This window comes from Mycobacterium sp. 852002-51163_SCH5372311, from assembly GCF_001667115.1.
In the GTDB taxonomy this organism is placed as follows: Bacteria; Actinomycetota; Actinomycetes; order Mycobacteriales; family Mycobacteriaceae; genus Mycobacterium.
Genome location: NZ_LZIJ01000066.1, coordinates 1 through 12,823, shown reverse-complemented (window position 1 = coordinate 12,823; position 12,823 = coordinate 1). Strand labels below are relative to the sequence as shown.

Annotated in this window: 6 protein-coding genes; all 6 read right to left on the bottom strand. The window is 66.3% G+C overall.

The window, feature by feature from the left end; all coding sequences use genetic code 11:
• Positions 1 to 54: 54 nt before the first annotated feature.
• On the bottom strand, positions 55 to 330 hold the full coding sequence (locus A5791_RS08005; protein WP_156661067.1) for a hypothetical protein: 276 nt from the start codon (positions 328 to 330) through the stop codon (positions 55 to 57).
• Between the two features lie 39 nt (positions 331 to 369).
• Complete coding sequence (locus tag A5791_RS08000; RefSeq protein WP_067233787.1) at positions 370 to 1,227, bottom strand: TIGR03619 family F420-dependent LLM class oxidoreductase; 858 nt, start codon at positions 1,225 to 1,227, stop codon at positions 370 to 372.
• Complete coding sequence (locus A5791_RS07995) at positions 1,224 to 1,877, bottom strand: PaaI family thioesterase (protein WP_067233721.1); 654 nt, start codon at positions 1,875 to 1,877, stop codon at positions 1,224 to 1,226. The genes A5791_RS08000 and A5791_RS07995 overlap by 4 nt, the downstream gene beginning before the upstream one ends.
• The gene (locus A5791_RS07990) at positions 1,874 to 4,879 is read right to left on the bottom strand and encodes a bifunctional [glutamine synthetase] adenylyltransferase/[glutamine synthetase]-adenylyl-L-tyrosine phosphorylase (RefSeq protein ID WP_067233718.1); all 3,006 of its coding nucleotides are present in this window, start codon (positions 4,877 to 4,879) and stop codon (positions 1,874 to 1,876) included. The genes A5791_RS07995 and A5791_RS07990 overlap by 4 nt, the downstream gene beginning before the upstream one ends.
• 21 nt (positions 4,880 to 4,900) lie before the next feature.
• Positions 4,901 to 6,241 carry a type I glutamate--ammonia ligase gene (gene glnA, locus A5791_RS07985; RefSeq protein ID WP_067233713.1) on the bottom strand — a complete coding sequence of 447 codons (1,341 nt, stop codon included), beginning with the start codon at positions 6,239 to 6,241 and terminating at the stop codon, positions 4,901 to 4,903.
• A gap of 259 nt (positions 6,242 to 6,500) precedes the next feature.
• Positions 6,501 to 12,823 (bottom strand): non-ribosomal peptide synthetase (locus A5791_RS07980; RefSeq protein ID WP_156661066.1); only part of this gene is annotated, 6,323 nt, incomplete at its 5' end.

Genomic DNA, 12,823 nt, shown 5'->3' with positions numbered 1-12,823 from the left:
GCCCATTTCTACACCGAAATGGGCGATTCTGCGTCTGCTCGGCGGTAATGGCCCTCACATTTTGGGGCGATGACCGATGATCCCGCGCGACATCCGTACCGGCGTTCCGTCGACCATCTCGACCACCTCCAGCCACGCACCTGGAGCGACATAATGCCGGTTGATGTCCTCGCGCTTCATCTGAATGATCAACACGCCGGCATCGGTGACCTCGAAGCTGTCGAAGGCACCGTAGTCACGCGCTTCACCATTCGCGAATACCACCGTAAACACCATGCGTTGCAGTATGCGTGCCCCCGCGAGCAGACGCAAAATCACCCAAACGGCCACGAAAATGGGGATTTTGCGTCTGCTCACGCTAGTCCAGCGCTAGTCCAGCGCCATGTCCTTACGGAACCGGCGCATGCCGTCGATCTTGTCGGCCAAGGAAGCGTCGGGCCCGGCGTAGAACATCCACGGCATGGTGATGATGCCGGTGATACCGACATCGGCGGCACGTTGGTAGTCGGCCGGAGTAAACGCGTCGGTCAAAGGTGTCAGGACGGTGAAATCGCGCATGGACAAGCCGTTTTCGGCCCGCAGTTCGCGCAGCCGGCGAACCGCCTCGATGGCCCGGTCGGTCTTGATCAAGTCGCCGATCCAGCCGTCGTTGCGGGCGGCGCGGCGCAGCGCGACCTCGCTGAGCCCGCCGACGTAGACCGGGATCGGCGGCGGCGTCGGCTGCATCTCCAGCCGCGGAGCCTGAAAGAACTCACCGTCGAACTCCGTCCAGCCCGGCTCCCACAGCGCCCGCATCAAATCGATGATCTCGTCGGTGCGTTTGCCGCGGGCGGCGAACTGTTCACCCATCAAGGCGAACTCCTCACGGCACCAGCCCACACCGATGCCAAGCTCCACCCGGCCGGACGCCAAAACAGCCGCGGTGCCAATAGCTTTCGCGGCCGAGTAGGGGTTGCGCATGGCGGGGATGTAGACCGTGGTGACGAACCGCAGCCGCTCGGTGACCTGCGCCAGCGCACCGACGAGCACCCAGGGATCCGGCCAGTCGGTGAAGGGCTGCCAGCGACGTTGCCCGTCCTTGGTATACGGGTACGGGGTCTGCAAAGTCTCCAGGTTGACGACGTGGTCGGGGATGCCGATACCGTCGTATCCGAGTTCATCTGCGACCCTGGCGATCTCGATGATCTCCCGGGTATTGAGAAAGGCACTGCTGACGTAGAACTTCACGGCCGGCGTTGCCCGTCCCGTGCCCACGCCGGCTCGATGAACACACCATCGGCCTCGACGGTGACCCCCGCGGCATCCGAAATAGTGCCGCGCGCAAACACTTTCACACCTTCCCTGCTGTCGATCCAAGCGTCGCAACGAAGCGGGCCCAGCGGCGTGCCGCGCAGGTATTTGACGGTGATGGTCCCGGTGAATCGCGGCTTGGACAGCCCTTCGCTGGCCGCCTCGCCGAGCATGTGGTCGAGTACCAGCGCGCTGACGCCGCCGTGCACCAGCTTGGGCGGGCCTTCGTAAGCCGAACCGAGGACGAACTCGCTCCAGCAGCGCCCGCCGCCCAGATGATTGACGACGATCGGCGGCGCGATCGGGTTGCACACGCCGACGACTGCGTTCCCCAGTGGCAGCGGCCGACCGTCGACCCGATAGCTCACCCCGACTGGCCGGGTGCGTTGCCGCAGCGACCGGGTGACGGCCTCGATCGCGGTGCGCGCCTGCGCGACGACCTCCTCGTCGATCTCGGTGCGAATCGTGGCGTCGACGAGTTCCCGTACCGCGTCGGCCAGCGGAGCGTACAGTGCCGTCACCCGCTGCGCCTCCGCCGCGCTCAACACCTCGAACAGGGCGTCCAGCGCGCCGGCGTCCTGACTCAACTTCCGAACACCTTGCGCACCACGGCTTTTGCCCGCCGGGTCACCCGCAGGTAGTTGTCCAAGAACTCGCTCCCGTCGTCGTTGGGCCAGCCCGCGGCGACCGCGACCGCGTTGAGCTGGCGGCCGGGCCCCGGTAGCTGGTCGGTGGGCTTGCCACGAACCAGCACCAGTGCGTTGCGCGCCCGGGTGGCCGTCAGCCAGGCTTGCCGCAGCAGGTCTACTTCCTCGGCCGGGACCAGCCCGGTCTCGGCGATCACGTCCAGCGATTGCAGCGTCGAGGTGTTGTGCAGGGCAGGGATCTCGTGGGCGTGCCGCAACTGCAGCAGCTGCACGGTCCACTCGATGTCGGCCAGGCCTCCGCGGCCCAGCTTGGTGTGGGTGTTGGGATCCGCGCCGCGCGGCAGCCGCTCGGATTCCACCCGGGCCTTCATCCGGCGAATCTCCCGTACCGCATCGGCTGACACGCCGTCGGGCGGATAGCGCGTCTTGTCGGCCATGAGCAGGAACCGCTGGCCCAGATCGGCATCGCCGGCAACCGAGTGGGCGCGCAGCAACGCCTGAATCTCCCACGGCTGCGCCCACTGCGCGTAGTAGGCCGCGTAGGACGCCAGCGTGCGGACCAGCGGACCACTGCGGCCCTCCGGCCGCAGATTCGCGTCGACCTCCAGGGGCGGGTCGACGCTGGGGGTCCCCAGCAGTGTCCGAACCTGCTCGGCGATCGTCGTCGACCACCGGACGGCCCGGGAATCGTCGACGCCGGAAACCGGTTCACAGACGAACATCACGTCGGCATCCGACCCGTAGCCCAGCTCGGCGCCACCGAGCCGGCCCATGCCGATCACCGCGATGGCGGCCGGCGGCTTGCCATCCTCGGACAGGTTGGTGCGGATGATCGCGTCCAGAGCGGCCTGCAGCACCGCCACCCACACCGAAGTGAGCCCCTGGCATACCTCGGTGACCTCGAGCAGGCCGAGCAGATCGGCCGAACCGATGCGGGCCAGCTCACGACGGCGCAGCGAGCGGGCGGCGGCGATGGCCCGGATCGGGTCGCTGTGCCGGGCAGCCGAGGTGATCAGGGCGCGGGCCACCGCGGCAGGGTCGGCTTCGAGCAGCTTCGGGCCGGCCGGCCCGTCGCTGTACTGCTGGATGACCTCGGGCGCGCGCATCAGCAGGTCCGGCAGATACGCCGAGGTCCCCAGCACGTGCATGAGCCGCTTGGCGACCGCGGGCTTGTCGCGCAGCGTCGACAGATACCAGGTCTGGGTCGACAGCGCTTCACTCAGCCGGCGGTAGGCCAGTAGCCCGGCGTCGGGATCGGGGGCATACGACATCCAGTCCAGCAGTCGGGGCAGCAGGACCGACTGCACCCGTCCACGCCGACCGCTCTGGTTGACCAGCGCGGACATGTGCTTGAGCGCGGTCTTGGGGCCTTCGTAGCCCAGCGCGGCAAGCTGGCGCTCCGCGGCCTCCGGCGTCATGCCACCGCCGGCGATGTCCAGGCCCACCGGCCCGATCGACTCCAGCAGGGGCTGATAGAACAGCTTGGCGTGCAGCCGTGACACCCGCACGTTCTGGTTCTTGAGCTCCTCGCGCAGCACGCCCGCCGCGTCGTGGCGGCCGTCGGGCCTGATGTGGGCCGCCCGTGCCAGCCAGCGCACCGCTTCGTCGTCGTCGAATTCCGGCAGCAGGTGGGTGCGCTTGAGCCGCTGCAGCTGCAGCCGGTGTTCGAGCAGCCGCAGGAATTCGTACGACGCGGTCAGGTTGGCCGCGTCCTCGCGCCCGATGTAACCGCCCTCGCTCAACGCCTTCAGCGCGTCGACCGTGGACGCCACGTGCAGCGACTCGTCGCCGCGCCCGTGTACCAGTTGCAGCAGCTGCACCGCGAATTCCACGTCCCGCAAGCCGCCGGTACCGAGTTTGAGTTCGCGGCCACGGACGTCGGCGGGCACCAGCTGTTCGACTCGCCGCCGCATGGCCTGCACCTCGACCACGAAGTCCTCGCGCTCGCAGGCCACCCACACCATCGGCATCAGCGCATCCAGGTAGCGCCGGCCCAGTTCAGGGTCGCCGGCCGCGGGGCGGGCCTTCAGCAACGCCTGGAACTCCCAGGTTTTCGCCCACCGCTGGTAGTAGGCGACATGCGACTCGAGCGTGCGGACCAGCTCGCCGCTGCGCCCTTCCGGCCGCAGCCCCGCGTCGACTTCGAAGAACGCGGATGAGGCCACCCGCATCATCTCGCTGGCCACTCGGGCGCTGAGCGCGTCGGCACGCTCGGCGACGAAGATGACGTCGACATCGCTGACGTAATTCAGTTCGCGCGCACCGCATTTGCCCATCGCGATGACGGCGAGCCGGGGCGGTGTGTTGGCACCACACATGGTCGCCTCGGCGACCCGCAGCGCCGCCGCCAGTGCCGCATCAGCAGTGTCCGACAGGTGCGCGGCCACCAGCGTGAACGGCAGCACCGGTTCGTCCTCGACCGTCGCGGCCAGGTCCAGCGCGGCCAGCACGAGCAGCTGGTCGCGGTACAACGCACTCAGCCGCGGCACGGCCGACCCGGACCCGGCCAAGGCGTCGTCTTGTAATTCGTCACAGCACTGGTTGAACGCCTGGGCCAGCTGTTCCCGGCTGGGCAGTATGCCTTTGCCGCGCAGCAGTTTCCAGGACTGCGGGTGGGCAACCAGGTGATCGCCCAGCGCCAGCGACGAGCCGAGAACGGCGAACAACCGCCCGCGCAGACTCCGGTCGGTGAGCAGGGCAGCGTTGAGCTCATCCCACCCGGTGTCCGGGTTCTCGAAGAGCCTTATCAGGGTTCGCAGGGCGGCGTCGGCGTCGGGCGCGCGCGACAACGACCACAGCAGCTCGAGGTGCGCCTGTTCGTCTTTCTGGTCGGTTACGTCATACCAGCCGAGCTGCGTCAGGCGCTCGCCGGCGCGGGGGTCGACCAAGCCGAGTCGCCCGGCACTGGGCAGCCTGGGTCGCTCCGTCGCGGGCTTGGTCACGAATCGACGTTAGCGCAACCGCTACAGCGAGAGGTAAGTCCTCAGCTCGTAGGGGGTGACATGGCTGCGGTAGTTCGCCCACTCCCGGCGTTTGTTGCGCAAGAAGAAGTCAAAGACGTGCTCCCCCAACGCTTCCGCCACAAGTTCGGAGGCCTCCATGGAGCGCAGCGCGCTGTCCAGGCTGGACGGCAGCTCACGGTAACCCATCGCGCGGCGTTCCTCGGGCGTGAGGTCCCACACGTTGTCCTCGGCCTGCGGCCCCAGCACGTAGCCCTTTTCGACCCCACGCAATCCGGCGGCCAGCAGCACGGCGAACGCCAGGTAGGGGTTGCACGCCGAGTCGGGGCTGCGCACCTCGACCCGTCGCGACGACGTCTTGTGCGGCGTATACATCGGGACTCGCACCAGCGCCGACCGGTTGGCCGCGCCCCAGGAAGCGGCGGTGGGCGCCTCTCCGCCGACCACCAGCCGCTTGTAGGAGTTGACCCATTGGTTTGTGACCGCGCTGATTTCAGAGGCGTGTTCCAGGATTCCGGCGATGAACGACTTGCCGACATCCGACAGTTGTAGCGGGTCGTCGTCGCTGTGGAAGGCGTTGACGTCGCCCTCGAACAGGCTCATGTGCGTGTGCATGGCCGAACCGGGATGCTGGCCGAAAGGCTTGGGCATGAACGTCGCCCGCACACCTTCCTCCAGCGCGACCTCTTTGATGACGTAACGGAACGTCATCACGTTGTCGGCCATCGACAGGGCGTCGGCGAACCGCAGGTCGATTTCCTGCTGGCCCGGGGCGCCTTCGTGGTGGCTGAATTCCACCGAGATGCCCATGAACTCCAGCGCCTCGATCGCGTGCCGGCGGAATGTCGAGGCCGATTCGTGCACCGCTTGGTCGAAGTAGCCGGCGTTGTCGATCGGTACGGGCGACGAGCCGTCGTCCTGGCCGGGCTCCAGCAGGAAGAATTCGATTTCCGGATGCACGTAGCAGGAGAAGCCGAGGTCGTTGGCTTTGGCGAGCTGACGCCGCAGTACGTGCCTCGGGTCCGCCCACGACGGCGAGCCGTCCGGCATGGTGATGTCGCAGAACATCCGCGCGGAGTGGTGGTGGCCGGTGCTGGTGGTCCAGGGCAGCACCTGGAAGCTCGACGGGTCCGGGTGCGCGACGGTGTCAGACTCCGACACCCGCGCGAACCCCTCGATCGACGACCCGTCGAAGCCGATGCCTTCTTCGAAGGCACCTTCGAGTTCGGCCGGCGCGATTGCGACCGACTTGAGGTAGCCGAGCACGTCGGTGAACCAGAGCCGCACAAAGCGGATGTCTCGCTCCTCGAGCGTGCGGAGGACGAATTCCTTCTGTCGATCCATACCCGAACAGTAGGCACCTTCTGTTAACGGCGTGTTACGGCCAAAGCACCGGCGCGCCCCGTTGCGTCGCGCCTGAACAGGCAAAACACCCAACGTCAGATCACGTGAATTGCCCGTGACCAAAGCCACATTATGGCCACGGCAGCCGAAAGCCGACGCGATCACCGACGGCTGGAAAGCGCTACTCGGCCTTCGGCTTCAGAAACCTCACACAGCTGTCGACTGCTTGTCGATGCAAGCCCGGAGAGCGGACAATTCATCAGAGATTGTGAGACCCCGTTGATTTGTTCACCATCATGCCGCCTTCGGTTTCTAATAAGAGTTTGAGTTGTTGGCCATATAGGTTGAGCGATTCCACAGTCAACATTTCTTCATGTGGGCAATCGACCGAGTACTCCGTAATGTCGCCGGCGATGTACGGCCGCCAAGCTTGGATGAGATATGAACCGCGATCGCTCTCATCCCGCGCAGCCGAAAAGATGGTCATATCACCGTCGAAGACACGAGGTTCGTGAGTTCGCTGCAACTCCATATTTCTATTGAAGTTTTGGATCAGCCAATCCACAAGCCGTTTGTACCGAGGGAATTCTGTGACTCCCCGTTCCAGCATTACCTTTTCCAGCTGCTGGTAGGTGAGTGGCTCATCCCGCTCGGGCATATCGATGCCATAGAACCGGAAGGCTTCTTCCAGCATCTGTTTGTCCTCTAAGGGATGGTTCGGCAGGCTCGCGCCTTCGAGACTGAATTGAGCATCGAAAATGATGAGGCGCCCAATCTCGTATCCACGTTGCCGAAGCTCGATGGCGAGTTCATGAGCGACGAGACCGCCAAAAGACCAGCCGAGAAGATTGTAGGGCCCGCTAGAATCGACCTCTTGAATCCTGTCGGCATAGATCGTCGCCATCTCGCGAATTGATTGAGGTTCAGCTTCCTCGCCCTGAAGGATTTGTTGAATTCCAATGATCGGGCAGTCCAAGTAATGGGCGAGACGCTGATACGGCCAACTCATCCCACCTCCGGGATGCATGCAGAACAGCGGAACACCGGTACCCTCTTTGAGGACCTCAACAGGGACTACTTCTAGCTCACTGGCGGGTGTCCCCAGCTGCCGGCTCAAGGTCCGAACGGACGGCGCATGGAATAGTGTTCGCACCGCAACGTGGGTCTCCAGGCGCGTGTTGATCTCGGCGATCACGCGCATCGCCGATAACGAATCCCCGCCCAGGTCGAAGAACGAGTCGTCGACCCCGACGCGCTCGAGCCCGAGCACCTCGGCGTAGATATCGGCGAGCGTCTCCTCAGTGGGGGTGGCCGGGGCGCGGTACCGATCGATGCCCTGATATTCCGGTGCTGGCAGGGCGCGTTTGTCAAGCTTTCCGTTGACCGTCACCGGCCATGCGTCAAGCGCCACTACCGCCGCGGGGATCATGTATGCCGGTAGCCGCGCGGCCAGCGCCACGCGCGTCTCGACCGGGTCTGCGACCCCGGTGATGTAGCCCACCAGGCGTTTGTCGCCGGGGTGATCCTCGCGGGCGATCACCACCGCCTGCTCCACCCCGTCCAGCCCGGCCAGCGCCGCCTGAACTTCGCCCAGCTCGATGCGATAGCCGCGGATCTTGACCTGCTCATCGGCGCGGCCCAGATAGTCCAGCTGTCCATCAGTGCGCCAACGCACCAGATCCCCTGTGCGATACATCCGTTGTCCAGGTCGTCCCCGCATACCCGCACCGTCCGCGAACGGACACGCCACAAACCGCGACGCGGTCAACCCGGCCCGGCGCCAATACCCACACCCGACGCCGCGGCCGACGATGTACAACTCGCCAACTACACCGGTCGGTACCGGGCGCAACCAGCCATCCAGTACGAAGAAGGCAGCCCCCGGCACCGGCGAGCCGATCGGCGGCGACCCCGACCCCGCCGTCAACGGCGCGCTCTTGGCCGCCCACATAGTCGTCTCAGTGGGGCCGTAGACGTTGATCATCACCCGCCCCGGCGCCCAGCGATCCACCAGCTCGGCCGGGCAGGGCTCAGCGCCGATGACCAACGACGCCGACTCCAACCCCGCGGGCGAGAGCATTGCCACAGCCGAGGGGGTCTGGGTCAACACGCTGACCCGTTCGGCAGTCAGCAGGTCGTGGAATTCCTCCGGCGAGCGCGTCACCTCGTCGGGCACCACCACCAGCCGTCCGCCGTACAACAGCGCACCCCAGATTTCCCACACCGAAAAGTCGAAGGCCAACGAGTGAAACTGCGTCCACACCTGCCCCGGCGCCAACTCCACGCCGGCATCCAGCGAGTCGAACAGCTGAATCACGTTGTAATGGTTGACCGCCACACCTTTGGGCACACCGGTGGTGCCCGAGGTGTAAATGATGTGGGCGATGTCGTCAGGGGCCGGCGCCGGTAGTGCCGTGCTGGGTTGGCTGTGCACAGCGGAGTCAGCGAAGTCACCGACATCGACGACGGCCAAATCGTGCCCATCCAGCCGCGATTGCAGTGCCGCCGTGGTGATTGCGGCGATCGGTGTGGCATCGGCGAGGATGAAGGCGATCCGTTCTTCAGGCAGCGCCGGGTCGACCGGGACGTAGGCTGCCCCGGTTTTGAGTATCGCCAAGATCGCCGCGATCGCCTCGGCGGACCGGGAAAACAGCAGTGCCACACATTGTCCCGGGCCCGCACCGTGGTCGGCCAGCAGGTGCGCCAACCGGTTAGCGGTGTCCTCCAGCTCGCGATAGGTCCACGAACAATCGCCGCACACAATTGCCACCGCATCTGGGGCACGCTTCACCTGCGCGGCGAACAACACCGGAATGGAAACCGGCGCGGGCGGTTCGGGCTGGGTCAATACTGCCCGATTACCGATCTCGTCGAGGCGGGCGTGGTCAGCTTCATCGAGCAGATCCACCGACGACAGCGGCCGGCTTAGGTCGGCAGTGATAGCCGCCAATACCCGCTCCAACCGTTTGATGAGCGCCGCTATGGTGTCCGCGTCGAACACGTCGGTGCGGAATTCCACCGCGCCGCCGATCCCGGCGGGTTCGCCGGCCTCGGTCCAGCGTTCGGCCAGCGAAAAGGTCAGGTCCATGCGAGCGGTGTGGGTGTCCACCGGCAGCGACGTGATCTGCAGGTCACCCGAGGCCAATCCGGCGGCGAGCTTCGTAGTGTCCTGCCCGGCGAAGTTCTGCCAAGCCAAAGCCACCTGCACCAGGGGGTGATGGGTCAGGCTGCGGGTCGGGTTGAGCCGTTCCACCAGCACCTCGAAGGGCACGTCTTGGTGTTCGTAGGCGGCCAGGCTGCGCTCTCGCACCTGGGCCAGCAGCTCGGCCAAACTGGGATCTCCGGTCAAATCGACCCGCAGCACCAAGGTGTTGACGAAAAACCCGACCAGCTCATCGAGTGCGGGGTCGCGCCGCCCGGCGATGGGGAATCCGACTGCCACATCTGCGCTGGCGCTGAGCTTGGCCAGCAGCACTGCGAGGGCGGCCTGAATCACCATGAAACCGGATGCGTTGTGCTCGCGTGCCACGCGCGCCACCTGCTGCTGCAGCCCCGCCGGCCAGTCCACCGCCACCCTGGCGCCGCGGAAATCAGCCGCCGGTGGATAGGGTCGGTCGGTGGGCAGCTGCAGGCGATCGGGCATGTCGGCCAGGGCGTTCTCCCAGTAGGCCATTTGTCCGGCGATGGCACTGTTCGGGTCGTGCAGCTCGCCCAACTGCGCGCGCTGCCACAGCGCGTAATCGACATACTGCACCGCCAATGGCGTCCAGCCGGGGGGTTGCCCCGCGCGCCGGCTGGCGTAGGCCATCCCCAGGTCACGCACCAGCGGGACGATCGACCAGCCGTCGGCGGCGATGTGGTGCACTACGGCTACCAGCACGTGCTCGTCCTGGCCGAGACGGAAAAGCGTGGCGTGGAGCGGGATTTGGGTGGACAGGTCGAACTTGTACCGCACCACCGTCTCGAGGGCCTCACCCAGCCGGGCGGGGGGCCAATCGCTGGCATCGACAATCTGCCAGCCGAAGTCGGCACGCTCAACCGGCACCACCAGCTGGCGCGGTATCCCCTCGACGGCCGGGAACCGCGTGCGCAGACTCTCATGACGACCCACCACATCGGCCAGCGCCGCACCCAACGCCTCGGTGTCAAGCGGCCCCCGCAGCCGCAACGACATTGGCAGGTTGTAAATCGGTGAAGGGCCCTGCAACTGGTCGATGAACCACAACCGGTTTTGGGCAAACGACAACGGCACCGCCGCCGGTCGCTCGGCAGGCACCAACGGGGCATACCGGCCTGCCTCCGCCCCGACACGCGGGGCCAACTGGGCAACCGTAGGCGCCTCGAACACCGCGCGCACCGTGACCTGGGCACGCAGCCCGGCGTTGACCGCGTCGACCAGACGCATCGCTGACAGCGAATCCCCACCCAGATCGAAGAAAGAATCGTCGACCCCGACGCGCTCGACACCCAACACTTGGGCGTAAATGCCGGCCAGAAGTTCCTCGGTTGGGGTGCTGGGGGCGCGATAACGATCCAGGGCCTGATATTCCGGTGCCGGCAGCGCGCGGGTGTCCAGCTTGCCGGTCGGCGTCACCGGCAGCGCCTCGATCACCACGATTGCCGCTGGCACCATATACGCGGGTAGCCGCTCACCCAACTGCGCGCGCGCCTGGGCCGGGTCGACGGTGCCGGTGACGTAGCCCACCAGACGCTTATCCCCCGGGCGGTCCTCGCGGGCGATCACCACCGCCTGCTTGACCCCCGCCACCGCGGCTAGGGCCGTTTGGATTTCGCCGAGTTCGATGCGGTACCCGCGGATCTTCACCTGCTCATCGGCGCGGCCCAAATACTCCAACTGCCCAACGCGCCAACACACCAAATCGCCGGTGCGATACATCCGAGTCTCCGGCCCGCCGAATGGGCAGGCCACAAACCGCGAGGCGGTCAATCCGGCCCGGCCCGCATACCCGCACGCCACCCCGCGACCGGCCACGTACAACTCCCCCAGCACCCCGACCGGCACCGGGCGCAACCACCCATCGAGCACAAACAGTGCCGCCCCCGCGACCGGCGAGCCGATCGGCACCACCCCCGCCCCAGCCGTCAACGGGGCGCTCATCGACGCGTATACCGTGACCTCCGTCGGGCCGTAGGCGTTGATCACCACGCGTCCCTGCGCCCACCGATCCACCACCTCCGGCGGGCAGGACTCCCCGCCAAGCAGCAACGCCGTCGACTCCAGCCCTTCCGGGGCGAGCGCCGCCGCCGCCGAGGGGGTCTGGGTCAACACGTTGACCGCTTCCGCAACCAGCAGGTCGTGGAAGTCATCCGGTGCGCTCGTCACCGACTCGGGCACCACCACCAACCGCCCACCCTGAAGCAGCGCAGCCCAGATCTCCCACACCGAAAAGTCGAACGCATACGAATGGCACTGCGTCCACACCTGTGTCACCGGCAGGTGAGGAGGCGAGGACTCCGCCAAGTGGGCCAAGTTGCGATGGGTGACGGCCACCCCTTTGGGGACCCCGGTGGTGCCCGAGGTGTAAATCAGGTAAGCGATGTCATCAGGAGCCGGCGCCCGCAGCGCGGTGCTGGGCTGGCGATCCACCGCAGGGTCATTGACATCGATGACCACCACATCAAAGCCGTCCAGCTGTGCGGACAGGTCCGCGCTGGTGACGACGGCCAGGGGTGCGGCATCGGTGAGCATGAACTCCATCCGCGACCGCGGATGCGCCGGGTCGACCGGCAGGTAAGCCGCCCCGGTCTTGAGTACCGCCAACATCGCTATGACCGCCTCAGCCGACCGCGACAACAGCAACGCCACACAGCCACCGGCACCGACACCCCGGCCAGCCAGCAGGTTGGCCAACCGGTTGGCGGCCTCATCCAGCTCGCGGTAGGTCCACGAACCCGGCCCGCAGCGAATCGCCACCGCCTCCGGGAGGCGCTGCACCTGCGCGGCGAACAACACCGGAATCGATGCCGCGCCTGGTGCGGGCCGGCTCAACGCCGACCGATTACTGAGCTGATCCAGACGCGCATGCTCGGGCTCGTCGAGCACATCGATCGACGACAACCGCCGGGCGGGATCGGCGGTGAGCGCCACCACCACCCGCCGCAACCGCGCGATCAGCGCCCCAATGCTGGCTGCGTCGAACACATCGGTGCGAAATTCCACCGCCCCGAAGATCCCGGCGGGCTCACCGTCCTCGGTGAAGCGTTCAGCCAGCGAGAAGGTCAAGTCCATACGGGCAGTGCGGGTGTCCACCGGGACCTGCGTGACGTCGAGGTCACCCAAGCTGAACGTGGCCACGGCGCCATCGTCGTGGGCGGCGAAGTTCTGCCAGGCCAACATCACCTGCACCAGCGGGTGATGCGACAGGCTTCGGGTCGGGTTAAGCCGCTCGACCAGCACCTCGAAGGGCACGTCTTGGTGTTCGTAGGCGGCCAGGCTGCGCGCGCGCACCTGAGCCAACAACTCGGCCATGGTGGGATTGCCGGCCAGATCGACTCGCAACACCACGGTGTTGACGAAAAACCCGACCAACCTGTCGAGCGCGGGATCATTACGGCCGGCGA

Bases quoted from the DNA above. Each gene is read 5' to 3' on its own strand.
- glnA (WP_067233713.1), bottom strand. From the start codon at position 6,241: ATGGATCGACAGAAGGAATTCGTCCTCCGCACGCTCGAGGAGCGAGAC.